The following is a 24,138-nucleotide window of genomic DNA, read 5'->3' as shown; positions in this document are numbered from 1 at the left end:
CCCATGGGCGTTTCCGGCTAGGGCAAGGAGTTCAGGAACGGCCGGTGGCTGTTCTGGAACTCCCAGTTGTAGTACCGATCCCAGTTGATCGACCACGTCATCAGCCCGCGGAACGCCGGGGAGGCGCCGCCGCGCAACGTGTACCCGCCGCAGCCCTGGTTGCGCGCCAGGCAGTTCACCGCGGCCTGCACCTGAGCCGGTGCGGTGTGGCCGTTGCCCGCGCTGACCGCGGCGGGCACGCCGAACGCGATCTGGTCCTCACGCAGGCCGGGGAACGTCTGACCGGTGTTGGCGACCTTGAAGCCCGCCTTGACCATGTCGGTCATCGCGATGTGGAAGTCCGCGCCGCCCATGGTGTGGTACTGGTTGTCCAGGCCCATCACCGGACCGGAGTTGTAGTCCTGGACGTGCAGCACGGTCAACGCGTCCCGCATCGCGTGGATCACCGGCAGGTACGACCCGGTGCGGTTGTCCGAGCCGCCCGACCCGCCGTAGAACTGGTAGCCGACCTGGACGAAGAACGTCTCCGGGGCCATCGTGAGCACGAACCGCGAGCCGTACTTGTTCTTCAACGTCCGCAACGCGGAGATCAGGTTGACGATCACCGGCGTCGTCGGGTTTCGGAAGTCCGTGTCGCCCGAGCTCAGGTACAGCGAGTGGCCCTCGAAGTCGATGTCGAGCCCGTCGAGGCCGTACTTGTCGATGATCGCGCTGACCGAGCTGACGAACGCGTCCCGCGCGCCCGCCGACGTCAGCTGCACCTGGCCGTTCTGGCCGCCGATCGAGATCAGCACCTTCTTGCCCTTGGCCTGCTTGGCCTTGATGGCGGCGATGAAGTCGGCCTCGGATTCCACGCCGGGGCACTCGGCGACCGGGCACTGGCGGAACCGGATGTCACCGGACGTGACCGAGGTCGGCTCGCCGAACGCGAGGTTGATGATGTCCCACGCGTCCGGCACGTCGGCCATCCGCAGGTAGCCGGAGCCGTTGGCGAAACTCGCGTGCAGGTAGCCGATCAGCGCGTGCTTGGGCAGGCCGACCGACGGGCAGCCGCCCGTGGTCGCGGACACCTGCGTGGTCTTGGGTGACTCACCCGCGCTGTTGTACGCGGCAACCGAGTAGCTGTACGTCGTGCACGCCGTCAGCCCGGAGATCGTGGTCGAGGTCCCGGTGACGGTCGAGCGGACCGTGCTGCCTTCGTAGACGCGGTAGCCCGTGACGGTCCCAGCGGCGGTGCCCCAAGACAGTGCGACGGACGAGTTCGTGACCGTGCCGACGGCCGGGTTCCCCGGTGTGCCAGGGGCTCCCGGTGTCCCGCCACCGGGACCGTCCAGGGCGACGTCGTCGACGTTGAACGTTCCGGCGCCGTACCAGCCGTGCAGGTACAGCTCGGCTGATGTCTGGCCGGCGCCTGTTGTGAAACTCAGCTTCAACTCGGCGTAGTTCGTAGCGCCCGTCCAGGTGGACGGTCCACCGGTGACGCCCAGGTAGACGGGGTTCCCGCGGACCCACGCGGAGATCGCGTACGTGGTGTTGGGGACGACCGAGACGGTCTGCGCGCACTTGCCGAAGTCGCTCGACGCGAGCGCGTAGTTCCCGGTGCGGACCGGGCTGGCGACGGTGGTGCCGCTCTGGCACGACCAGCCGGACGTGGATCCGGCCTCGAATCCGGGGTTGGTGAGCAGGTTGGCCGCGCCCGCCGGTGCGGCACCGGCCACGAAGGCCGTGACCACCAGGGCGAACGCGGTGAACAGCGCGGATAATCTCCGCAGGCTGGATCGCGACATTGCGGGCCTCCATGGGGTGGCTTGGCAGGGGACCACCGGACCCACATTGTGCGAACCCGATCGGTAAGTTGTCTAGACCAAATCGGGGACTGGCCCGAGTTTTGCCCTGTTCGGCGAGGTCGTGGGTCGCTGGTCGCCGTTTTATTGCCAGTGCTGGGTTTTCGATTGCTGGTGCTCGACGTCGCAGCGTGGGGCGGGCCGCTGGGTTGGGTTGTCCAGCGGGACGCCCGGATCAGGGGCTGTCGTGACCGGCGTCGGCGGCCAGCAGGATGCCCGGATCACCCGGCCGCCGCTCCAGGCGGCGATCGGCCAGTCGACCACGCCACAGACCTGGATAGTCCAGGACCCGGGTCCCGCCCAGAGTGATGATGGCCGAGCAGCCAGGCACCGTGATGTGCGTTTGTCGCAGCCAGTTGGTGAATTCGAAAGTGGGTACCAGCGTCGCCGGAACCAGGCCAGGAACCCCGCCCGCGGTCAACTCAAGCCCTAACCTGGTGTTGTGGAAGAACAGTGGAATCAGGCTGTCGAGGTGCTCGACGGCAAGGCGACCGACGCGGCGCAGGAGCTGACGCGGCGCTACGGCGAACCACACCGCGCGTACCACAACGCCGACCACGTGACCGCCGTGCTGCGTGAAGCACGCGCGATCGCCGACGTGTCAGCGGAAGACTGGGCAGTCCTGGCGCTGGCGATCTGCGCGCACGACGTCGTCTACGACGCCAAGCCAGGCGACGACGAGCGCGCCAGCGCCGAGTGGGCCAGGCGGCACCTGACCGCCGCCGGAGTGGCGGAGAACCACATCGGGAAAGTCGAAGAACTCGTGCTGGCGACGCTCGGTCACCAGTCCGACGACGAACTCGCGCACATTCTGCTCGACGCGGACCTGTCGATCCTCGGCGCGGACCCGGAGGCCTACGACGAGTACGCCATCGCGGTCCGGGAAGAGTATTCCGCCGTTCCGGACGACGCGTGGCGGCACGGCCGGGCCGCGGTACTGCGAAACCTGCTCGACCGGCCCGGCCTCTTCCGCACGGCCGCCGGAAAGGCCCGCTGGGACTCGCAAGCCCGCGTCAACCTGCGCAGGGAGCTCTCCCGGCTGGAATGAGTGCTGTTCAAAATATGAGATGACTCTCCCAATCCGCGGGACTGAAGGTTACCGTTGGGGAGGTGCCGACCTACACCCATGGACACCATGAAGCCGTCCTCCGGTCACACCGGACCAGGACGGTCGCGAACTCGGCTGCGTACCTGCTGCCGCACCTGACCACTGGCATGTCCCTTTTGGACGTCGGCTGCGGCCCCGGGACGATCACCGCGGACCTGGCCGGGCTGGTCGGGCGAGTGACAGCGATCGAGCCGTCGTCGGAGGCTCTCGCGCTCGCCCGCGACTTCGTGAAGCAGCCCAACGTCCGCTTCGACGTCGCGGATGTGCACGCCTTGCCGTACGCGGACAACACGTTCGACGTCGTGCACGCACACCAGGTGCTGCAACACGTGCACGATCCGGTCGCCGCGCTCAAGGAGATGCGCCGTGTCAGCAAAGGCACTGTGGCCGCGCGAGATTCCGACTACGCCGGGTTCGTGTGGTACCCGGAGGTGCCCGCGCTCGACGAATGGCTGACGCTCTACCGGAAAGTCGCGCGGCACAACGGCGGCGAACCCGACGCGGGCCGCAGACTGTTGTCCTGGGCACGGGCTGCCGGTTTCGAGGAGGTCGTCGGCAGCGGATCTGTCTGGTGTTACGCCACGGCAGAGGAACGCGAATGGTGGGGCGGGATGTGGGCCGACCGTATCGTGCAGACCCAGATCGCCGAGCACGCGATCTCGTACGGCTACGCCACCCGCGCCGACCTGGAGCGGATCTCCGACGGCTGGCGTGAATGGGTCGCCGCGCCCGACGGCTGGTTCGCCATCCTGCATGGCGAGATCCTCTGCCGAGGCTGATCGACGTACGCATCGGCACAGGCGATCTTCGAATTCACGTTGTGGTGAATGGAAATCGGTCATCCCCCGGATGAGGCATTGACCGTAGCCAGCCATTGCTCCTGCCACGCACTGTGAGCATCATGGCACGCGTCGTAGTGTCCGGCTGGTAGGAGAATGCGTTGAGAACCACTCGTTGGATGCGCGCCGTGGCGGTCGCCGGTGCGATGTTCGTTGGCTTCACAGCGGTTCCAGCCGTTGCCGCACCCGTGGCGGACGACTTCTACACGCCGCCGACTGGATACGGCGACACCGCGCCGGGCACGATCCTGCGGTCACGTCCAGTGCAGACAGCCGCGCTGTCCCTGTTGCCGCAGAAAGTCAAAGCGTGGCAGCTGCTGTACCGCACCACCAGCCGATCCGGCGTGCCCATGGCAACAGTGACAACGGTCCTGCGCCCTGCGGGAGGCGCCCCGCGCGGCCTGGTGTCGTACCAGATCGCGCAGGACTCGTCAGCTGCCCACTGTGCGCCCTCACACGCGATCCAGGCAGGCAACCCGATTGACGGGATCACCGGCAACCTGGAAATCCTGCTCGCCGACGCCGCCGCGGGCAACGGATTCGCGGTGTCCATTCCGGACTACGAAGGACCTGGCAGCCAGTTCGGCGCCGCCCGTCAACCCGGTTACGCCGTCCTCGACGGCGTACGCGCGGCCGAACAGTTCGCCGAACTCGGGCTGCCGGGCGCCTCGACTCCAGTGGGTATCTGGGGCTATTCGGGCGGTTCGTTGGCGTCGGGATGGGCCGCCGAGCTTCAGCCGACCTACGCGCCCGAACTCGCCGTCCGCGGTGCCGCTGTCGGTGGCTACGTGACCGATCTCGCCGAGACCGCTGTCAAGATCAACGGTGGCGCGGCTTCCGGCCTGCTGCCATCCGTGCTGCCGGGAGTGATCCGCTCCGACCCCGCGTTCGGCCCGCTCCAGGACAAGTACCTCACTCCGGCCGGTCGTGACCTGCTGGCGCACTCCACCACCCAGTGCGTCGCGGCCAACGTGCTGCAGTACCCGTTCCGCAACTTCGACCAGTACTTCACGATGCCGATCCGGGAGGTCTTCGCCCAGCCGGACATCCGCGAGGCACTCGCCACCCTCAACCTCGGGCAGCGCACCCCGACGGCGCCACTGTTCGTGTACCACGCCGTCAACGACGAACTCGTTCCCATCGCCAGCTCCGACCAGGTGGTGCCCCGATACTGCGCCGCAGGCACATCCGTCACGTACGTGCGTGACCTGATCAGCGTGCACGGTTCACTGGCCGCCACCGGCGCCCCCGCCGCGTTGGGCTGGCTGACCGAACACCTGACCGGCAAGCCCGCACCCGCCGGATGCAGCACAAACACCGTCGCCTCGACACTGCTCACACCGGAAGCTCTCAGCCAGGTGCCTGCCTTCCTGATCGGCGTGATCAACGGCTTCCTCAACAACCCGTCGTTCCCGCACTCGGCCTGAGGACCGTGGACGTCCGCTCGGCATGGCGTGCCCAGAACTCCTGGGCGGTCATGCCGAGCACGACCAGATCCTGGTGCGTGCCCGCGAAGAACACGTGGTCACGCAGCCGCCCCTCGGTGACGAAGCCGAGTTCTTCGTGCAAACGGATGGACGGCTCGTTCACTGAGTAGATGCTGATCTCACACTTGTGATAGCGCCGTTCAGCGAACATGTACGCCATCAGCAGGACGACGGCCTCGCTGGCGTATCCACGCCGCTTGTGCTCGTCGCCGACGCTGACGCCGTAGCTGAACCTCCCCGCGAGCCGGTCGGTCCCGCTCGTCGAAAGGGAGCCGACCAGGACGCCGTTCGCCTCGATGGCCAGCATGAACTCTTCACCCTCGGGGTCACGAGTGGACTGTTCCTCCGTCCACCGCCGGTACCCCTCAGCGGAGCGGGGCGGATACATCATGTCAGCGGCCCGCATGTCCGCGGAGTTCTCGTCGAACCGCCGAAACGCCTCCCAGTCGCTGGGCTCGATGCCACGCAACCGAACCCGCTCGCCCGTCCAGATCGATGTCACGCCACGATCACACCGCTAGGACGGCAGCTTTGCCAAACCAGTTTCGAACGCGAACAGCACAAGGCCAACCCGGTCCCGGCAGTCGAGCTTGGACAGAAGATTGCCGATGTGGGTCTTGAGCGTGCCATCAGCCATGCTGAGGTGATCGGCGATCTCCTTGTTGCTCGCGCCAGTCGCGATCTGCCGCAACACATCGACCTCCCGCCCGGTGAGCTCCTTCACCCGAGGATCAGCAGTCCGGCCAGGAAGCGATTCGAGCACATGGGCGAGCAGCCGCCGCGTCGCAGTCGGCGCGACAACCGATCCACCATCAGCGACAGCGTGGATGGCGGACAGCAACTCCTCCTGACGCGCGTCCTTGAGCAAAAACCCAGCAGCCCCAGCCTTGAGGGCAGCGAAGACATACTCGTCCAGATCAAAAGTGGTGAGGATGAGCACCTTGGCCGGATGCCCGATCTCAGCGAGAGCAGCAGTGGCCCGCACCCCGTCCATCACCGGCATCCGCACATCCATCAGCACAACATCAGCATCGACCGACCGGAGCGCCTCGACAGCGGAAGCCCCATCCCCAGCCTCCCCGACAACCCGCAGACCCGGATCGGACTCGATCATCATCTGAAAACCAGCCCGAACCAACCGCTGATCATCGACAAGAAAAACCGAAACACTCATGAAACCAACCACCAACGACGTTCGACCGACGATCAACAGTATCCAACCAACCACCAAGGACGTCCAACCGACCACCAAGGACGGATGACCAACCACTGAGAACGCCTAACAACCACCGAGGACGCCTGACCAACTACCAAGGGCCCCCACCGACCACCGAGAACGGCCAACCGACCACCAAGACGCCCAACCGGCCACGAATGATGTCCGGCCAGCCATCCACGGTGTCCCACCGATCACCAACGATGTTCAACAGTCCACGAATGATGTTCAGCGGCCACGAATCATGGTTAGCCAACCATCCAAGGCGTCCGACGGACCATCAACGACGCCCAACGGATCACTGACGATGCCCCACCGCCATAGATCCTCGAGGCCCGCGACCAAAGCGTGCAAACCGTGCCTGAAGCACCCAAAAGAGACCATCGTCGACATCAACAAGCGCGACTCCACCAAACCGTTGCCGCCACAGGCCGAGTGCAAAGGCGATCGTCCCTGTCGCCAGGGAAGCGCTCGCACCAGCCAGTGCCAGCGCCCCAACGTGACCAGCCACAGGCGGAGTCGTCCCGACGCAACCTCAAGACACCCCTATTGCACAACGCCCCGCGAGCAGCCGGACACCGAACCTTCCCGTGCGCCCAGTGCTGGGCATCGCTTGGCGTGAGCGAGGCATGCCGGAAGTTGTCAAACCGTACGGCAACGGATGCTCGCCTCGACCCACCGCAGAATCCGTCCACACACGTGACTCGGCTTGCGTTATGCCACAACATAGAATGCACATCACCAGCGGTCGAGTGGACCCGGCGGCAACCAGCTGTCATCGGGCCAGCGGTAAGGGCACCACCGCGCGCGTGGGTTCGCTCGTCCACGGCGGCCCGGTCGGTGCCGGTTGCCATCGGTGAAACCGCCGAGGACTCCTCGCGGAAAGGCGGACCCGAGGCGGTTTCTGCCAGGCGACTGGCCAATGCCGGTGTGGCCAGTGTTTCGTAGTTTGCTTTGTGGCGTCACAGGTACGGTTGCGTGGAGTTGGTAGCCACCGGCGGTGATCGGGCCTGCAGTGAGGATGCTGTGGCGCCCTCGATTCGCTCCTGCGCAGTGGCCGAGGCGGGGCGCTGCCCGTGGTCGTCAGTGGACATTGCCGACGGTGTAGTGGCAGGGCCACTCTGAAATGGTTCTGCCGAAGGACCGGCCGGTGTGAGTGTGGCCGGTGTTCGTAATGGTTTGGCTTGTGGCGTCATGATGTCACTGGGACGGCGCATGGGCCGGGTAGCAACGGGGTTGCGATTGGGCGGATGGTGAGGATGCCACAGCAGGCGGGGACGTGCTTGTGCATGGTGGCCGGGCGATCACCGCGCTGCCGATCGGTAGCTGTAGCTCCTTGAGCCTGCGCGGCGCGTACGCTGCCCAGCGCGTGTCCCTTTATGTCCCCGGACCTCGCACGTGGTGGTGTTCGTCGCCGTGGGCGAGTGCGGTCAGCGCTTGGCGGTAGAGGTACCCCTTCAAAGGTGGTTTCGCTGAAAGACTTGTCGGTGAAGCCGTAGTGGGGGTGTGGGCTCATGACATCACCGGGACGGTCGCGCCGACCTGGTAGCCGCCGAGTGTCATCGGCCAGTGGTAAGGGGCGCTGCTGCGTGCCTGGGCCTTCTTGTGCTTCGTTGCTGGGCGGAGTGCCTTTATCCGTCGGTGCCACCGAGGACTTGGTGGTAAATGTGGTTCACGGACAAGCGGTTCGACGAAGCGGTAGTTGGGGCGTGGCCTCAAGACTTCATTGAGACGGTCGTACGGCCCTGGCAGCCGCCGAGTGTCATCGGGCCGGTGGTGAAGGTGCTGCTGCGTGCCTGGGCCTTTCTTGTGCTTGGTGGCTGGGAGGGGTGCCTGTATCCGTCGGCGCCGCCGAGGACCTGGGGGTAAAGGTGCCGCGCTGAGGTGGGTCGCGGACTAGCGGTTCGACGGAGCAGTAGTTGGGGTGTGGCCTCATGACATCACCGGGACGGTCGCGCGGACCTGGTAGCCGACGGGTGTCAGTGGGCCGGCGGTGAGGGTGCCGCCGCGTGCCTGGATGCGCTCGCGCATGGTGGTCAGGCCGTGCCCCTTGCCGTCGGTTGCTGCCGCTGGGCCGTGACCGTCGTCCTGGACCGTGACCTCGGCTTGGTCACCATCCACTGCGACGGTCACGGTGACTGTCGCTGAAGGGCCTGCGTGGCGCAGGAAGTTGGTCAGCGCTTCCTGGACGACGCGGTAGATGGTGAATCCCAGCGACGGGCCGACGTCGCCGACGACCGTGAGCCGGGCGCGATCACCCAGCCGTCCGACGAGGTCGTGTATCCCGGCCGCGCCGCGTTGATCACTGGAGATCCCGCCCTTGCGCAGCACGGTGATCATGTCCCTGATCTCGTCCAGCGCGTGCCGCGATTCGTCGGCGATGACGCCGAGGACTTCCGGTGCGCTGGCCGGATCGCGCATCGCCTTCGACCGCCCGCCCTCGGCCTGGACCGCGATCAGCGACAACGAGTGCGCCACGACGTCGTGTACCTCGCGTGCGATCTCAGCACGTTCCTCGGCCGCTTCGGCACGAGCGTTCGCCAACGCGGCCTCCTCCCGCTCACGTACGCGCAGCCCGACGCCGTACACGACGATGATCACCAGCGCGTAGCAGAGCGATGTGACGCCGATGTCCCGCGGGCTCGCGCCTTGCAGCCAGATCACCGGCCCGGCCACCGCGCCGGCGAGCGCTATGCCCAGGCTGATCAACCCCAGTGTCCGGCCTGACCACCGCCGCAGGCTGTAGACCAGGATCGGCACGGCCAGGATCGACACGCTCACCTGGGGCAGGACCACCGCCTGCGCGGCGGCGGAGACGACGCCGACCACGAGCGCGACCACCGGCCAGGTGCGCCGGACCGCCAGCGCCGCGCACAACGGCAACGCCAGCAGGCAGCCGGCGGGATTGGGGTACGCGAAGTAGACGCTCAGGGCGGCCAGGGTGGCCGCCCAGACCGTGTCCGCGGTCCATGGGCGTGGGGGCACGGTTTCACGTTAGGCATTTTGGGGGTTCTCCGCATCCGACCACGGTCCCAAACGTCCTATGACTAGGGTCTTAGGCCGTGAGTGAACCCAGCTACTTGGCCGAGATCAGGAACTCGTATGACACCGTCGCCGATTCCTACCACGACCTGCTGAAGGACGCGCACGACAGCATGCCGTTCGACCGGGCGATGCTGGCCGCGTTCGCCGAGCGCGCGCAGGGCACGGTCGCCGACATCGGCTGTGGTCCTGGCCGGATCACCACCCGCCTCGCCGACCTGGGCCTTTCGGTCTTCGGCATCGACCTGTCGCCCGAGATGATCGAAGTGGCCCGGCGGGAGCACCCGCGGCTGCGGTTCGATGTGGGTTCGATGACCGCGCTGGACCTGGCGGACGGCTCGCTGGGCGGCGTGGTCGCGTGGTATTCGATCATCCACCTGCCGCAGGACGAGCTGCCCGGCGTGTTCGCCGAGTTCTTCCGGGTGCTGGAACCCGGCGGGCAGCTGCTGCTCGCGTTCAAGAGCGGTGACGAACGTCGGCATTTGTCGCACGCGTACGGTCACGACGTGTCCCTCGACGTCTACTGGATGCCGGTCGACCGGGTCGCGAAGCTCGCCGAACAGGCGGGGTTCACCGAGGTGGCCAGGCTGGAGCGGGCGGCGTCCACCAACGAGAAAGGCCCGCAGGGCTACTACTTGGCACGCAAGCAGTAGGGCTGTCCTCACCGCTGTTCGTCCGGCTTGCATGATGGTCCCGGCCAGTGCCGGACGCCAATCTTGGCGGCATGAGGAAACTAGCGACTGTGCTGGTCGCCGCCGCCGCGCTGGCGACAGTCCCGGCAGCGGCATCAGCGGCAGGGGCGCTCGACTGGGGCGAGTGCCCGCCCGATTCCGTCGACCTCGGGCAGGAATGCACGACCGTGTCCGTCCCGGTCGACTACGCCAACCCGGCAGGGGACCGCATTTCCCTTGCTGTCTCGAGGATCCCAGCCGCACGCCCGGAGGTCAGGCGCGGTGTGCTGCTGCTCGTCCCGGGTGGGCCGGGCAATTCCGGTTTGGACAGGCCGTGGAAGCTCGGTGCCCGTCTGCCGCAGGAGGTCAGGGACCGTTACGACATCATCGGCTTCGACCCGCGCGGAGTCGGTCGCAGCAACCCGGTCAGCTGCGGCCTGACCTCGGACGACGTCAGAAGCCTGACCCAGTGGCCCGGGCCTGACGGCGACATCAGCGAGAACGTCGCACGTGCCAAACGAGTGGCTGACACATGCGCTCGCAACGCGGGACCGTTGTTGCGGCACATCAGCACCCGCAACGAGGTCCACGACCTCGATCAGATCAGAAAGGCGTTGGCACAGAAGAAGATCTCGTACTGGGCGCACTCGTACGGCACCGCGGTCGGCGCCTACTACGCCACGCTCTACCCCGGCAACACCGACCGGGTCCTGCTCGACAGCACCGACGAACTCGATCCGGACGTGCTGTGGCGCAAGGTGTTGGCCAACCAGGCGATCGGCGTGGAAGACCGTTTCCCCGACTTCGCCGCGTGGGCGAGCCGTCCGGACAACCCGGACCGCGTAGCCGACACGCCGGGCGCTGTCCGTCCGTTGTACCTCGAACTCGCCGCGCGGCTCGACCGTGCGCCGATCGGCTCGTTCAACGGGAACACGCTGCGTGAAGCGGTGATACGCGGCATGAACGCCGACACGGGATTCCCGATCATCGCGAAGACCATGAACGCGGCACGGACCGGCGGCGCCCCACCGCAGGTCCCTGTTCCGCCGGAGAGTGTCCTGCAGAACATCGCCGCCGTGGCCGGCGCCACGATCTGCAACGACGTGGCGTGGCCGACATCGGTCCAGGTCTACCAGCGGGACGTGCTGCGTTCCCGCGCCCGGCACCCGATGACCGCGGGCATGGCCGCCAACATCCCACCTTGTGCGTTCTGGCCGTTCCCCGCCGGCGAGCCGGTCCGGGTCTCGGCGGACGGGCCGAGCAACATCCTGATGGTCCAGAGCGCCCGTGACCCGGCGACACCGCTGGTCGGAGCGCAGCGGACGCGGCGTGCGCTCGGTGACCGGGCGGTGCTGGTGACCGTCAGCACGGGCGGCCACGGCGTCTACCTGCAGCAAGGCAGCGTGTGCGGTGACCGGCTGGTGACCGCGTTCCTGGTTACGGGTCAGCGACCAGGTGGTGACGTCTACTGCGCCCGTTGACACCGGGTGGGATGATGCCGCGCGAGTCCGGACCACGTTGAGGAGACGAGCATGGGCCAGTTCGAGGCGACCGTGGAGATCGATCGGCCGGTCGCGGAGGTCTTCGCGTTCCTCGCCGACGGCACGAACGACCCGAAGTTCAGCCCGCGGGTGCTGCGGATCGACAAGACGCCGGACGGGCCGACAGCCGTCGGAACGGTGTTCACCAGCACGGTCAAGGACGCCGGGATGAAGTCGCGGCGCGAGTTCAAGATCACCGAACTGGTCGAGAACAGCCGGATCCGCTGGGCCGAGCAGACCAAGAACCTCGTCATGGCGGTCGATGGCGGTTATGACTTCGAGTCCATCTCGGACACCAGGACCCGGCTGCGGATCTTCAACGTCCTCGAGGGCAGCGGGGTCGGCAGACTCCTCGTCGGACTGGCGCTGATCGCGCTCCGCAAGGACGGACCGGCGTTCGGCAACCGCATCAAGGCGGCCGTGGAGGCCTCCTGACGGAACACCCGGCATCGGACCACGGTCATAGACAACTCCGGACCGTGGTCCGATGTGCGAAACGTCGGCGAACCGTAGCTTCGAAGGCGTGCAAAGCGCAGCGGCGGCGAAAAGCCTGACGAAGACATACGGAGCGGGCGATACAGCGGTGTCGGCCCTCCGAGGCGTGACCGTGGATTTCCCTGCGGGCACGTTCACCGCGATCATGGGACCGTCCGGGTCCGGCAAGTCGACACTGATGCATTGCCTCGCCGGTCTCGACCGGGCCGACGGCGGCGAAGTCCACGTCGGCGGGCAGGAGATCACGGCGCTACCGGACCGCGAGCTGACCAGGGTGCGTCGTGACCGCGTCGGGTTCGTGTTCCAGTCCTTCAACCTGGTTCCGACGCTGACGGCGCTGCGCAACATCCTGCTGCCGCTGGACCTGGCCGGGCGGAAGGCGGACAGGGACTTGTTGTCCACAGTGGTCCGCTCGTTGGGGGTCCATGACCGCCTGCACCACCGCCCCAGCGAACTGTCCGGTGGCCAGCAGCAGCGGGTGGCGATCGCCCGCGCACTGGTGACCAGACCCGACGTGTTGTTCGCCGACGAACCGACAGGCGCGCTCGACTCAGCGACGGCGTCCACACTGCTGTCGTTCCTGCGCACGTCGTGCCGTGACCTCGGCCAGACCATCGTGATGGTCACCCACGACCCGCTCGCGGCGGCGTTCGCGGATCGCGCGCTGGTGCTCAGCGACGGCCGCATAGTCGGTGACATCGGCGGCCCGACGCCGGACTCGGTGCTGAGCGCGATGCGGAGCCTGGTGTCATGAGGACGATCGCGGTGCGCATGGCGCTGGCGGAGGTGCGGGCGAATCCCCGGCGGATCGTCGCGGTCGTGCTGGCCATCATGATCAGCGTCGGGTACCTGGCGGCGTCTGCGACGGTACTGGCCAGCGAGAGCGCCACAATGGACAGAAGTGTGATCGCCCGGACAGCCAAGGCCGACGTGGTGGTCACCCTGACCGCCGACGATCCGGCGCTGCTGCAGCGGGTGCGTGGAATCGACGGTGTCGCGTCGGCGGACCTCAGCTATCTGTCGCGAGGCCGGGTGACCGGATCGTCGGAATGGGTGCAGCAGCAGTCCGTGCCGGACAATCCGGCATTGCGCTGGACGGACCTGGCACAAGGAGCCTGGCCACAGGGGCCGGACGAGATCGCGCTCGGAACAGTGACCGCCAAGCAGCTGAACCTGGCTGTCGGCGCTGAGATCACGATCAACGACGCCAATTCCTCGGCGACGCTCCGAGTGACCGGACTGACCAACGAAGGCGATTCGCTGCTGTCGGGCCTTGCGCAGAGCTCGTTCGTGGCGCCGGCCTTCTACACCGGGTCGGCATCCATCCGGACGTCGCTGCAGACCGAGATCCTCGTGATCGGGACGGGGGCAGCCGGGCCTGAGCGCTTGGCCGAGCGGATCGAGCAGGTCGCGGGCGGGAACAGGGTGGAGACATCCTCGGCGTTCACGCAACGCAAGATGAGCGAGCAGACCAACGGAGTGTTCCTCTTCCAACTGCTCCTGCTGGTGTTCGGAGCGATCGCGTTGCTGGTCGGCGGAATCATGATCGTCAACACGTTCCTCATCCTGGTCACCCAGCGGCGCAGGCAGATCGGCCTGCTCAGGGCACTGGGCGCCAGCAACGCGCAGATCAGGTGGGGGCTCTTCGTCGAGGCCACCGCGATCGGCCTGATCGGCTCGACGCTCGGACTGGTGCTCGGTATCGGCGTGTCCGCGATCGTGGCGTATCACCTGGGCCAGGTGCTCACGGTCCCGGCCGGACAGGTGGCGGCTGTCGCGCTGGTCGGCGTGGTGCTGGCGGTGTTGTCGGTCGTCGTCCCAGCTCGCCGCGCGATCAGGATCCCGCCACTGGAAGCGCTCCGTCCGGTCGCGGACAGGCAGACCGAGCGCCGCACTTCAAGGACACGTGCCGTGCTCTCAGCCATCCTGATGCTGACTGGGCTGGCAGGTATCTGGCTTGGCACAGGCGATACACCGTTCGCGTTGCTGCTGTCCGTCGCCGGATTGCTGGTGTTCGCGGTCGGCCTGCTCGCGGCAACAGGCGTCTACCTCCCTGTCCTGCTGAACGCGGCGACTGGGCTGCTGGCCCGCCTCGGCCCGACAGCCCGCCTCGCCGCGAACAACACGACCCGCAACCCAGGCAGGGCAGCAGCGACCGGTGCTGCCTTGATTGTCGCGGTGGGTATCGTCGTCACCTTGCAGGTGGGCGCGGCGAGCATGAAGGCAACAGCAACCGCCAACCTCAGTCACCGGTTCCCCGTAGACGTCACGGTCTCACTCTTCGACGGTGCACTACCACCAGGTACGGCCCAGAAGATAGCGGCGATACCTGGCATCACAAGCATCCGGGAACTCCGGTCAACTCGAGTAGACGCCAACGGAAAAAATCTGCGCATCCTCGGCGTGCCGGGAGTCAACGACAACCAGGTACTCGCCGACCCGTACCTGAAGCTGACGTCAGTAACACTGACCGGCAAGACAGGATCAGCCACACTCCCAGCAAAAAGCGACTACCTCGCGCCTGCGGACACACTGATCGTCTCGTCCGCCATGCTGTCCAAACTAGACAATGCTGCGGCGGTGGGCACAGTATGGGCATCGACGGCATCGAACGTGGACATCACAGGCCTGCGCTCCCAACTTCGAGCATTAGTCGCCCCCATCACGGGCGCGGAGGTCGGCGGCGGCCTGTCAGCCAAGGCCGGCTACGCCGAATTCCTGGACCGCCTCCTGATGCTCACCACAATGCTCCTGGCAGTGGCAGTCCTGATCGCACTGACTGGCGTCGGCAACACCCTCGGCCTCTCAGTCCTGGAACGCACAAGGGAATCCGCCCTGCTCCGCGCACTCGGCATGCAACGCAGCAGCCTCCGAACGATGCTGGCCATCGAAGCCGTCCTCCTCAGCACAGCCGGAACAGCGGTCGGCATCGCAGCAGGGACCTTCTTCGGCTGGATAGGAACCCAAGCAATCAGCAAGGAACTCAACTTCACCGCACCAACCTTCGCGATGTCCCTACCCCAAACAGCCACAGTCGCCGCCATAGCAGTAATAGCGGGAGTGATCTCCTCAGTCCTGCCAGCCAGACGCGCAGCCCGCTCAACACCCATCGCAGCCTTGACTCCAGAGTAAGAATCAACATACGGAGGCAACCCCTACCACAACGACCTTGCTGTATCCCCATCACAGATGGTGGAGGTGGCGTCCGATCTGCCGTCGGCTGAGGGGACGAGTTGCTGCGGCTACGCAAGGAAGTCCGGGATCTGAAGCAGTCCACCGAGATCCTGAAGCTGGCTTCGGCTTTCGCGCGGGCGCTCGGCCCGCGACACTCCTGATCGTCGGTTCATCGACCAGTACTGCCGGGTCTACGCCGTTGAGTCGATCTGCCGTGCGCTCAGTGCGTATGGGATCCAGATCGCGTTCGGATCTACCGTAAGGCCCGTCACCGGCCTCCCTCACAACGCGACGCGAGCGACGGCCGCGTGAAAACCACCCTGCGCACCCTCAGCGGCAAGCGGGGACAGATGTCCGGGCGCCGGGAAATGAGCCGTCGCTGTCTGCGTCGTCAGGGCCATAGCGTGGCGTTCTGTGCGGTGGGCCGGATTGTGCGCGAGCTGGTCCTCAGCGGCGTGACCAGACGCAGCCATCGACCGCGTGCCACGATCCCGGCAACGACGGCATCCGAGCCGCGGACCAGTTCAACTGCGTTTTCTGTGCGGGCGTGCCGGGCCAGGTCGGGTCGTGGACTTCACCTACGTACCCACCCAGGCCGGATGGGCGTACGTGATCGACGCGTATTCCTGCGGGGTCGTCGGCTGGACCGCCTCCAGTACGAAGACGGTCGCGCCGGTGTCCACGGCACTCACCATGGCGATCTGGCGACGCGATCACCACGGGCGCCCAGTAGCGCCGGGATTGGTCTTCCACTCGGACGCCAGTCGGTACACGTCCAAAGCTGCAAGCAATCCATTGCCCTGCAATGGCTCACAGCGTCGATCGAATCCGTGGGTGACGCCCACGAAAACGCCCTGGCGGAGTCGACCGTCGGATTGTTCATGACCGAGGTCGTCGGCCGGCCCGTGCACCATCCTCGCAGAGGTCGAGTTCACGCTCCTGAATGGGCCGACTGGTACAACAACGTCCACCTGGGTCACCTGCCACCAGTCGAACGCGAAGCCCTCACCAACCACCGCGCTGACTGGCGCTGGTTCTACCCCGAACCCCGTCCAAACGCGTGCCGGTGCATTTCCCTTTCGCGGTAAGCCGAAAGCCGCACCTGAGCATGACGCCGCGTTCAACTCGGTGAGGCCTCGAATCAGTTGTCGCCGTCAGTCGTGCAGTTGATCAGTGGGGGCGAAGGTGGTTGACTGTGAGGCCGTGCTGTTCAGCCAATCGTTGGGCGATCAAAGAACGGTGGCATGCCTCAGGATCCCGTTCGACGCATAGCAAGGCGACGGTCCCGGTGCTGGGTAAAGTCGAGACAGTTGCTATGAGGTTGGCGTGGTCGAGGATTTCTGTTGTGTAGCGGTGGGTGTACTCGCCGGCGAGTTCGCGGCGGGTGCGTTTGCCGACTCCTTGGCGGTCGTCTTCGGCGTATTGGAGTTGGCGGAGTTCTGTCGTTGGGGCGAGTTCGCGGTGGTGCTCGTATGCGATGCCTGCTTGGGCCAGGGTTGCTTGTAGCCGGAGTGAGTTCGCCCAGCCGTACTCCGGTCCGCGGACACCTCGGCGTTGGCGTACGTCGAGCAGCAGGCAGACGTTCGCGTTTCGGAGTTCCTGCAGGAAGGTCTCGCCGTCGAAGCCGTAGACGCCGATTGTCACCACTCTGCTCACCAGAAGCCCTCCCCGTCCTGCCCGTCTGCCTGCTGCTCGTGTGTTCACCTGTACTGCTTTGTCAGGCGACGGCGGTTCCTTCCAGTTCGACCATCAGGTCGGGGATCGCCAGCCTTGTCACCCCGAGCATCGTGGTGGTCGGTGCCACCCCGGCTGCGCCCAACCGCGCTGCCAGCACGCCGTAGTGCTGGAACAGCAGGTCGACGTCCGTGGTGTAGACGTTGAGCCGCACGAGGTTGGCGAGGGACATCCCTGCTTCCCCGAGGACGGCCTCCAGGTTCTGGACGCTCAGCGCCAGCTGTGCCGCCATGTCACCGGCGTGTTCGGGTTTGCCCTCGTCGCTCATCGCGGTCTGCCCCGAGCAGTACAGGGTCCGGGTGTGCCCAGAGACGACCTCGCCCTGGTTGTACCCCAGCTCCGCCGACCACGTCCACGGGTTGACCGCCGTTCGCTCCACTGCCCCATCAGCTCCATTCGATCCATCGAGATCACGGCCGCCTGTGGGCGCCGTGGGGACCAGATTCACGCCTAATCACGACATCTTGTGTCGTGTATTCACGTAAAGTTTTCGGGTGCGCGCTGATCGGTTGGTCTCCCTGGTGCTGTTGCTGCGCCGGCGCGGACGGCTGACCGCGACCGAGCTGGCTCGTGAGCTGGAGGTGTCCACTCGTACCGTGCTGCGCGACATCGACGCGCTGTCCGCGGCGGGCGTTCCGGTTTACGCCGAACGCGGTCGGCACGGCGGGTTCGCGTTGCTGCCCGGTTTCCGGACCGAGCTCACCGGACTGAACCACGACGAGGCCATCGCCCTGCTGGCTGCCGGGTCGGGACGCGGTGAGGAGGCGTTCGGTCTCAGTTCGGCGCTCGCCTCAGCCATGCGCAAGGTGGTCGACGCGCTGCCCGAAGGCCATGTGGCCACCGCGAGCGAAGCGGTCCAGCGGTTGCTCATCGAACCGGAGACTGACCTGCTCTCACGTCGGCTGGTCACCGAGGAGGTGCCTGACTCCACGATGGTCGAGGTCCGGCGCGCGGTCCTCACCGGACACAAGCTGCGCATCCACTACGCGGCCACGAATCAGGCGCCACAATGGCGCACAGTGGACCCGATCGGCCTGGTCACCGTGCGTGACAAGGGCTACTTGCTGGCCACCAGGTCCGGCGCGGACCGCACCTACCGGCTGTCTCGGGTCCTGGCAGCCGAGGAACTCCCCGAACCGGCACAGCGGCCACACCGGGTCGACCTGGACCGCGTCTGGCGAGAACGCCGCGCGCAGTTCCTCTCCGGCGGCGACCACCTCACCGTCCAGGTACGGGTGAACCCGGCACGGCGCGAAGAGCTGGCGAACACCGCACTGGCCATCCGCGCCGAAGAACCCGACCCGGACGGCTGGCTCCGCCTCGAGGTGACCTTCCAGGACGCGCGGCACGCCGTATGGGCACTCTGGCAGCTCGCCACCGACGCGGAAGCCCTGACGCCACAGTCACTGCGCACCGCTCTGCACAACCGGGCCATCGCGATCGCCGCCCGCTACGAAATGTCGCCCTGACCTTTCTCCACGCCGCCGTCGACCCGATGCGGACCGGCAGGGACAACGCCAGCCCGCGGCGCGCCCTGGTTGCAGATCAGCGTGCACATTCTCGACTCGATACCGGGGGCGGCAGCGCGGAAACCGATTGAGCAGGACCCCAGGCTGGCGTGTCGGCCGGGTGCCTTTGAGCTCGAACCACGTCCGGAGGCGTTGGTTGGTAGGTGTGAGCAGAGCTGATGTCTGAGCCGGGACGGCGGCTGGTTGTTGCGACTTGCCGGTGATCGTCGGGTACGAGAAGAGCTCGACCGTGGTCTTGGCTGGTGGCGTGGTGGGAAATGGGTTGGCCGGGCTGCTAGGTTTCAGGTGGCAGGTTCTGGGCTCTGCTCGCCGGATTTCGCTGCGGGTGGACTTTCTTTTCTGGAGTGGGGATGGAGGCTTCATTCGGTTCCGAGTCGTTGAGCGCTTGGGCTCGGGGACGGCGGTTCGGGGTTCCTCCCTCCATGGTTTCCGCTGCTGCTTCCCGGCGAGCCGCTGGGGATTGGCATGGGGCCTGTGTCGCTGCCAGGGTTGACGTCCACTTTTCCCTTGCGGGTGTCGCCCGGGATTTCGGCGCCGAGGTTGCCGCTCTGCTGCAGGAGGATCTCGCCTTTTTCGTTCCGGATTTGGCCCGGTGGCACCTGCCTCGTTCCGGTGGTGGTTCTGACACCGCTCAGCCGAACTGCAAAATTGTTCTCGCGAGTTATGGTGACCGTGTCGGTCCTTCGCTTTACCTGCGGACTCCGGGCTCGGCCGAGGGGCCTCAGCGCTTTCGGTTGGAGGTCGGCAGCGTCGCCGACAGTGACCACTCGTGGAGCTGGGCCACCAGTCGGTACCTCTGGGACAGCAGGCAGGCTCCGACGCTGCGTGTTCGCTGTGGAGGTGGCGAGCGGGCGCCGTACTTCAACACCGACGGCACGCTTGCTGCCCTGCCCACTGCTGACCCTGGGCACAGCGACCCTGCTGCGCGTACCGAGTGGTTGACGGTTTTGCAGGAGCGTGGCGAGTTCGGTGAGGTTTTCGCTGCCGCCGGTCTGCGAGTGGAAAAGCAAGTCGCCCAGCATCCCCGGTGGCCGCAGTCCAGTGAATGGGACAGCCTCGGGCTGTTGCGGACGTGGCCTTTCGTCTTCACGACCTTCGCCGATGAGGTCCGCAGGCTGGCGGCGTGGGACGGGCGGGAGGTTTTCAGTTTCCCGTCCGGCTACTACGGCCGCCCCAACCTCGTCGACGTCAGCAGTGGTGTTCCTGTTCTCCGGCGGGCGAACGGGCAGGAGACCGGACAGGCGGCGAAGTTGCCGCATTCCATTTCCTGCCGGCTGCCGGATCTCGATCTTGTCCGGGCCGGTTTGCTCAAGGCCCATGAACTGCATCCGCTTGTTCGCGAGTCGCTTTTCCCCGACCTGCCGGCGGCCGAAACTCAACCGCGCTACGAGATCACGCCGGTCAGGGTGCGCTGCCGGGGCGAGTGGCACGTCGTCGAGCCGCGCGACGGTGTCCTCAGTGGCCCGCACGCCGAGCAGGAACACCGGCGTGAGCAGGCGTTACAGGCCCTCGGCGGTGCCGCGTCGGGCTGCTACGTCGTTCGGACGGCCTGGGCCAACGGCGGCAAGTTGCCCAAGCAGCTGCGCGCCCTTCGCAAGGAGATCTTCGGCCGGGCCCGGCACGGCGACACGGGCGGCCTGATCGAGCTGCTCGACGCCGGTATCGACGTCCGGGTGCGGGACAGCGGCAAACGCGGCCTGCTGCACTACATCCACCTGCTTGACCACGACCTGCTGCTGCGACGGCTGCTCGACATGGGCCTTGACCTTGAGGCCGTCGACCACGCGCAGCGCACCCCGCTGTACACGGCGGTCAGCGATGGTGGGTCAGCGGCGGTGGTGCGTGCCCTTCTCGAGGCTGGAGCACGCCCTGACGTGATGGACGAGCACAAGATCAGCCTGGCGCAGCGGCTCGAGCGCAACGCCCGCGGCGACCTGAGATTCCTGTTCGGGTAGCGAGACCGGTGAGACGATGAGTGTGCATGGATTCGAAGCTGCCGACCAGCTGACCGCCCGCGTCATGGCGACGCGGACCGAGACCGGGGCAAGTACGCAGCTGGAGGCGCTGGCGCTCGCTGTGTCGGCCAACCTCCCCGTCCTGCTGTGGGGCGAGCCGGGGATCGGCAAGTCCGCCGGGATGCGGCAGCTCGCGACCGGTCTCGGCGTTCAGCTGGAAACCGTGATCGCGAGCGTGCACGAGCCATCGGACTTCGCCGGGCTGCCGGTGGTCGGTGCCGACCCGGCGAACTCCGGCGTGGCCATGGCGCCGCCGGACTGGGCGGTCCGGCTGGCCAGGTCGGGCAACGGGCTGGTGTTCTTCGACGAGCTGTCCTCGGCCCCGCCCGCTGTTCAGGCCGCCCTCCTCCGGGTGGTTCTCGAACGCCAGGTGGGAAGCCTGCGGCTGCCTGAGCCGGTACGGGTGGTCGCCGCGGCCAACCCGCCGTCGAGTGCGGCGGACGGCTGGCACCTGAGCCCGCCGTTGGCCAACCGGTTCGTGCACCTGGACTGGACGTATGACGCGAGCGTCGTCGCGCGCGGGATGGCGGGCACGTGGCCCGCGTTGACCATTCCCGTGGTGGACACGGGCAAGATTTCCACCGCGGTTGCGAAGGCGCGTGGTGCCGTCGCCGGGTTTCTCACCGCACGGCCGGGGTTGGTGCATCACCTTCCGGCGGACGCGGAGGCTCGGGGCCGGGCCTGGCCGTCGCCGCGGACGTGGGAGATGGCGTTGCGGCTGCTGGCGGCCGGTTACGCGTGCGACGCCGGGCGGGAACCGTTGGCGACCGCGTTGGTCGGGGCGGTCGGGGACGGCGCCGGTGTCGAATTCCTGTCCTACCTGGAAGAGCTCGATCTCCCTGACCCGAACCACGTACTGGCTGACCCTGAGCGGTTCGCGTTGCCGGACCGCGGGGACAGGCAGTTGGCGTTCCTGACTGCGGTGGTGGCGGCCGTGCAGGCCAGGCCGACGCGGGAGCGGTGGGAAGCCGGGTGGGTCGTGCTGGCCAAGGCCGTGGAGGCAGGAGTGCCGGATGTCGCGGCGAGGGCGGCGACTGATCTCGCGGTGATGCGTGAGCCGGAGTGGCCGGTGCCCAGCGGTATCGAGGCGTTTCTGGACTTGCTGGAGCTGTCCGGTGCGTTGCGATGATTCCGCTTGACCGCAACAAGCTGCTCGCCGCTCGTTACCGGGCCGCGTCGATGCGGCCGTACCTCGCCTCCGCGATGTATGCACTGTCCATTGTGTCCAGTGAGCGGGTGCCGACCATGGGCGTGGACAAGCACTGGCGGTGCTACGTCTCACCTGCATTCGTGGAGCGGACACCGGTCGACGAGCTGGCGGGGGTGTGGATGCACGAGGTCGCGCACCTGTTGCGCGACCACCACGGCCGTGCCGGGCGGTTGGCCACGACCGACCACCACCGGACCAACCTCGCGCAGGACTGCGAGATCAACGACGACCTGGTCGCCGACGGCATCCCGTTGCCGGGCTTCCGGGTAGTGCCCGGCGACTTCGGCCAGCCCGACGGCAAGCTGTTCGAGGAGTACCTGCCGCACATCCCGCCGACCCCGATGAACCACGACTGCGGGTCGGGCGCGCACGGCCACGCTGTGCCGTGGGAGTCGCAGGACGGGCACAACGTCAGCCCGGTCGAGGCGGAGGCGATCCGGCGGCAGACCGCCGAGGCGATCCGTGCGCACGGACGTGCCCGGGGCAAGCTCCCGGCCGGCTGGAAACGGTGGGCCGACCAGCTGCTGGAGCCGGTGGTCGACTGGCGTGCCGTGCTGGCCGGCGCCGTTCGCGAAGCGGTCGCTTGGGCCAGCGGCGCGTTGGACTACACCTATCGGCGTCCATCCCGCAGAGCGACGGCGATGGCCGGCGTTGTGTTGCCTGGGTTGCGGCGCCCGTTGCCGCGGGTCGCGATCGTGATCGACACCTCGGGTTCCATGGGCGAAGCCGAGGTGAACGCGGCGCTGTCGGAAGTCGAGGGCGTTCTCGCGGAAGTGGGGATCCGCGGCAACCGGGTCACTGTGCTGGCGTGCGACGCCGACGTGCACACGGTCGCACGCGTGACCAAGACGGCCGACATCGAGTTGGCAGGCGGTGGCGGGACCGACATGCGCGTCGGCATCCGGACCGCACTGTCCATGCCGGACCGGCCGCAGGTCGTCATCGTGCTGACCGACGGGTACACGCCTTGGCCGGACGAGAATCCCGCGTGCCGGGTCATCGCGGGACTCGTCGGCAAGACGCCGCCGCAACCGCCTGCTTGGGTTGAGGCGGTGTACATCCGTTAGCCCGCGGCGACTCGCATGCCCCGCAGCTCGTACCCGGCGATCTCCTCCTTGAACGCGATCCGCGGCGGATCGACCATCCGCACGTTGTCCAGCGAGAACAGCCTGTGCAGGAAGATGTCCGTCTCCAGCATCGCGACGTGCGACCCCGGGCACTTGTGCGGACCATCCCCAAAGGACAGACCAGTGGTGCTGCCGCCGTCGCCCATGGCACGACCGGGACACAGGGCCAGAGGTTCTTCGCCGACCACCGCGGTGTCCAGGTTGGCGTGGTCGATGTGGATGCGCACGGTGGCGCCCGCGGGCACGGTCACCGTGTCCACCTTGATGTCCTCAGTCGTCCGCCGCTTCAGGTGACCGAGCACGGGTTCCAGGCGCAGCACCTCGTGCAGGATCAGCAACCGGTTCGGTTCATCGACGGCCACGTAACGCGCCCGCAGGTCGTCGTCGGTGAACATGTGCCACGCGGCCATCACGATGAACTCGCGCGTGGTGACCATTCCGGCCGCCGCGAAAGTCAGGCATTCACCGAGGATCTCCGCCGCGCTGCAGCCTTCGTCGAGCAGGTGCGAGATCAGGTCGTCCCTGCGTCCGGCCTTGCGGACTCGCACAGCGGGCCGGACGTCGTTGAAGTAGATCGACGACCAGCCGCTGAGCTGGCGCCACGTCCAGTAGAGCCCGCTGAGGCTGGTGAAGCCGGGACTGCCGAACTCCTCGGGGAAGAACCGGTCCAGTCGTCGTTTGATCCCAGGTTTGCTCTCGGTCAGGCCGATCACCGCACACGTCACGTCCACCGCGAGCTGGAAGCTCATGTCGGCCAGTTGGACCGCGTCGCCGTTGCGCAGCAAGGCGATCTGGGCGTCCGCGACTCGTTCCATCACCGAACGGTAGGACTCGTCGACACGCCGTGGCGTGAAGAACCGCGCTGTCTGTTTGCGGTGTTCCCGGTGCTCCTTGCCGTCCCGGTACAGCACCGGCCTGCGGATCTTCGCCGGGAAGTTCTCGACCGTCTCGACGCCGAGACCTGCTTGCACCGTGGCGTGTTCGCGCAGGAACGCGCGTCCGGCCGAGTAGCCGTTGATCTGCCATGTCCCATCGGGATTGCGCTGGACAGGACAGTCGCTTCCGGCCTCACCCCGGTCGACCTTGCGCACGTTCGCAGCCACCGT

General features: G+C 66.9%; 20 protein-coding genes. 12 read left to right on the top strand and 8 right to left on the bottom strand.

Going from position 1 to position 24,138, the window contains the following annotated elements; translation table 11 throughout:
* Window positions 1-17: 17 nt before the first annotated feature.
* Both AOZ06_RS47080 and AOZ06_RS47075 read right to left on the bottom strand, forming a co-directional pair.
* The gene (locus AOZ06_RS47080; protein ID WP_054295318.1) at window positions 18-1,787 is read right to left on the bottom strand and encodes a chitinase; all 1,770 of its coding nucleotides are present in this window, start codon (window positions 1,785-1,787) and stop codon (window positions 18-20) included.
* Window positions 1,788-2,019: 232 nt separating this feature from the next.
* Window positions 2,020-2,265, bottom strand: coding sequence for a hypothetical protein (locus AOZ06_RS47075; protein ID WP_054295317.1), 246 nt, complete (start codon window positions 2,263-2,265; stop codon window positions 2,020-2,022).
* A 21-nt stretch (window positions 2,266-2,286) separates the two neighbouring features.
* Between AOZ06_RS47075 and AOZ06_RS47070 the strand changes: the two genes are divergently transcribed.
* From AOZ06_RS47070 to AOZ06_RS47060, 3 genes are all read left to right on the top strand, one after another.
* Window positions 2,287-2,892 (top strand): HD domain-containing protein, encoded by a 606-nt coding sequence (locus AOZ06_RS47070; protein ID WP_054295316.1) that lies wholly within the window; start codon window positions 2,287-2,289, stop codon window positions 2,890-2,892.
* 62 nt (window positions 2,893-2,954) lie between these two features.
* A complete protein-coding gene (locus AOZ06_RS47065; protein ID WP_054295315.1) occupies window positions 2,955-3,731 on the top strand; it encodes a class I SAM-dependent methyltransferase in 777 nt (258 codons plus the stop codon).
* A 161-nt stretch (window positions 3,732-3,892) separates the two neighbouring features.
* Complete coding sequence (locus AOZ06_RS47060; protein WP_157233631.1) at window positions 3,893-5,218, top strand: lipase family protein; 1,326 nt, start codon at window positions 3,893-3,895, stop codon at window positions 5,216-5,218.
* On the opposite strand, the gene AOZ06_RS47055 is transcribed toward AOZ06_RS47060, so the two are convergent.
* From AOZ06_RS47055 to AOZ06_RS47035, 3 genes are all read right to left on the bottom strand, one after another.
* A complete protein-coding gene (locus AOZ06_RS47055) occupies window positions 5,187-5,780 on the bottom strand; it encodes a GNAT family N-acetyltransferase (RefSeq protein WP_054295313.1) in 594 nt (197 codons plus the stop codon). The genes AOZ06_RS47060 and AOZ06_RS47055 overlap by 32 nt on opposite strands.
* Before the next feature lie 15 nt (window positions 5,781-5,795).
* Window positions 5,796-6,452 (bottom strand): response regulator, encoded by a 657-nt coding sequence (locus tag AOZ06_RS47050; protein ID WP_054297437.1) that lies wholly within the window; start codon window positions 6,450-6,452, stop codon window positions 5,796-5,798.
* A 1,974-nt stretch (window positions 6,453-8,426) separates the two neighbouring features.
* Window positions 8,427-9,479, bottom strand: a complete 1,053-nt coding sequence (locus tag AOZ06_RS47035) for a sensor histidine kinase (RefSeq protein WP_054295310.1) — start codon at window positions 9,477-9,479, stop codon at window positions 8,427-8,429.
* A 77-nt stretch (window positions 9,480-9,556) separates the two neighbouring features.
* On the opposite strand from AOZ06_RS47035, the gene AOZ06_RS47030 reads away from it, so the two are divergent.
* From AOZ06_RS47030 to AOZ06_RS47010, 5 genes are all read left to right on the top strand, one after another.
* A complete protein-coding gene (locus tag AOZ06_RS47030; protein ID WP_054295309.1) occupies window positions 9,557-10,189 on the top strand; it encodes a class I SAM-dependent DNA methyltransferase in 633 nt (210 codons plus the stop codon).
* A gap of 71 nt (window positions 10,190-10,260) precedes the next feature.
* The gene (locus AOZ06_RS47025) at window positions 10,261-11,688 is read left to right on the top strand and encodes an alpha/beta hydrolase (protein WP_054295308.1); all 1,428 of its coding nucleotides are present in this window, start codon (window positions 10,261-10,263) and stop codon (window positions 11,686-11,688) included.
* A gap of 51 nt (window positions 11,689-11,739) precedes the next feature.
* Window positions 11,740-12,183, top strand: a complete 444-nt coding sequence (locus AOZ06_RS47020) for an SRPBCC family protein (protein ID WP_054295307.1) — start codon at window positions 11,740-11,742, stop codon at window positions 12,181-12,183.
* Window positions 12,184-12,235: 52 nt separating this feature from the next.
* On the top strand, window positions 12,236-12,997 hold the full coding sequence (locus tag AOZ06_RS47015; protein ID WP_054295306.1) for an ABC transporter ATP-binding protein: 762 nt from the start codon (window positions 12,236-12,238) through the stop codon (window positions 12,995-12,997).
* Window positions 12,994-15,375, top strand: a complete 2,382-nt coding sequence (locus AOZ06_RS47010; RefSeq protein WP_054295305.1) for an ABC transporter permease — start codon at window positions 12,994-12,996, stop codon at window positions 15,373-15,375. Before AOZ06_RS47015 ends, AOZ06_RS47010 begins: the two co-directional genes overlap by 4 nt.
* A gap of 1,212 nt (window positions 15,376-16,587) precedes the next feature.
* On the opposite strand, the gene AOZ06_RS55535 is transcribed toward AOZ06_RS47010, so the two are convergent.
* Together AOZ06_RS55535 and AOZ06_RS47000 are read right to left on the bottom strand one after the other, a co-directional pair.
* Window positions 16,588-17,061: a DUF488 domain-containing protein gene (locus tag AOZ06_RS55535; protein WP_236951966.1), complete on the bottom strand. Its 474-nt coding sequence runs from the start codon at window positions 17,059-17,061 to the stop codon at window positions 16,588-16,590.
* A gap of 73 nt (window positions 17,062-17,134) precedes the next feature.
* Window positions 17,135-17,530 carry a RidA family protein gene (locus AOZ06_RS47000; protein WP_054295303.1) on the bottom strand — a complete coding sequence of 132 codons (396 nt, stop codon included), beginning with the start codon at window positions 17,528-17,530 and terminating at the stop codon, window positions 17,135-17,137.
* Between the two features lie 115 nt (window positions 17,531-17,645).
* Between AOZ06_RS47000 and AOZ06_RS46995 the strand changes: the two genes are divergently transcribed.
* The 4 genes from AOZ06_RS46995 (at window position 17,646) to AOZ06_RS46980 (ending at window position 22,972) form a co-directional block, all read left to right on the top strand.
* The gene (locus AOZ06_RS46995; protein ID WP_054295302.1) at window positions 17,646-18,620 is read left to right on the top strand and encodes a helix-turn-helix transcriptional regulator; all 975 of its coding nucleotides are present in this window, start codon (window positions 17,646-17,648) and stop codon (window positions 18,618-18,620) included.
* Between the two features lie 794 nt (window positions 18,621-19,414).
* Window positions 19,415-20,635, top strand: coding sequence for an ankyrin repeat domain-containing protein (locus tag AOZ06_RS46990; RefSeq protein ID WP_054295301.1), 1,221 nt, complete (start codon window positions 19,415-19,417; stop codon window positions 20,633-20,635).
* Between the two features lie 16 nt (window positions 20,636-20,651).
* Window positions 20,652-21,824, top strand: coding sequence for an AAA family ATPase (locus AOZ06_RS46985; protein WP_054295300.1), 1,173 nt, complete (start codon window positions 20,652-20,654; stop codon window positions 21,822-21,824).
* Entirely contained in the window at window positions 21,821-22,972 is a 1,152-nt protein-coding gene (locus AOZ06_RS46980) for a vWA domain-containing protein (RefSeq protein WP_083472401.1), read from the top strand. Before AOZ06_RS46985 ends, AOZ06_RS46980 begins: the two co-directional genes overlap by 4 nt.
* On the opposite strand, the gene AOZ06_RS46975 is transcribed toward AOZ06_RS46980, so the two are convergent.
* Window positions 22,969-24,135, bottom strand: a complete 1,167-nt coding sequence (locus AOZ06_RS46975) for a cytochrome P450 (RefSeq protein ID WP_236951965.1) — start codon at window positions 24,133-24,135, stop codon at window positions 22,969-22,971. The genes AOZ06_RS46980 and AOZ06_RS46975 overlap by 4 nt on opposite strands.
* Between the last annotated feature and the right edge of the window lie 3 nt (window positions 24,136-24,138).

Origin of the sequence: Kibdelosporangium phytohabitans (assembly GCF_001302585.1) — a bacterium.
GTDB lineage: Bacteria > Actinomycetota > Actinomycetes > Mycobacteriales > Pseudonocardiaceae > Kibdelosporangium > Kibdelosporangium phytohabitans.
This window is presented reverse-complemented; position numbering and strand designations above follow the sequence as displayed.

What these genes read in the sequence shown, in the direction of transcription:
- AOZ06_RS47080 (WP_054295318.1), bottom strand. Translation starts at nt 1,787, where the DNA reads ATGTCGCGATCCAGCCTGCGGAGATTATCCGCGCTGTTCACCGCGTTC.
- AOZ06_RS47050 (WP_054297437.1), bottom strand. Translation starts at nt 6,452, where the DNA reads ATGAGTGTTTCGGTTTTTCTTGTCGATGATCAGCGGTTGGTTCGGGCT.
- AOZ06_RS47025 (WP_054295308.1), top strand. Translation starts at nt 10,261, where the DNA reads ATGAGGAAACTAGCGACTGTGCTGGTCGCCGCCGCCGCGCTGGCGACA.
- AOZ06_RS47020 (WP_054295307.1), top strand. Translation starts at nt 11,740, where the DNA reads ATGGGCCAGTTCGAGGCGACCGTGGAGATCGATCGGCCGGTCGCGGAG.
- AOZ06_RS47015 (WP_054295306.1), top strand. Translation starts at nt 12,236, where the DNA reads ATGTGCGAAACGTCGGCGAACCGTAGCTTCGAAGGCGTGCAAAGCGCA.
- AOZ06_RS47010 (WP_054295305.1), top strand. Translation starts at nt 12,994, where the DNA reads ATGAGGACGATCGCGGTGCGCATGGCGCTGGCGGAGGTGCGGGCGAAT.
- AOZ06_RS46985 (WP_054295300.1), top strand. Translation starts at nt 20,652, where the DNA reads ATGAGTGTGCATGGATTCGAAGCTGCCGACCAGCTGACCGCCCGCGTC.
- AOZ06_RS46980 (WP_083472401.1), top strand. Translation starts at nt 21,821, where the DNA reads ATGATTCCGCTTGACCGCAACAAGCTGCTCGCCGCTCGTTACCGGGCC.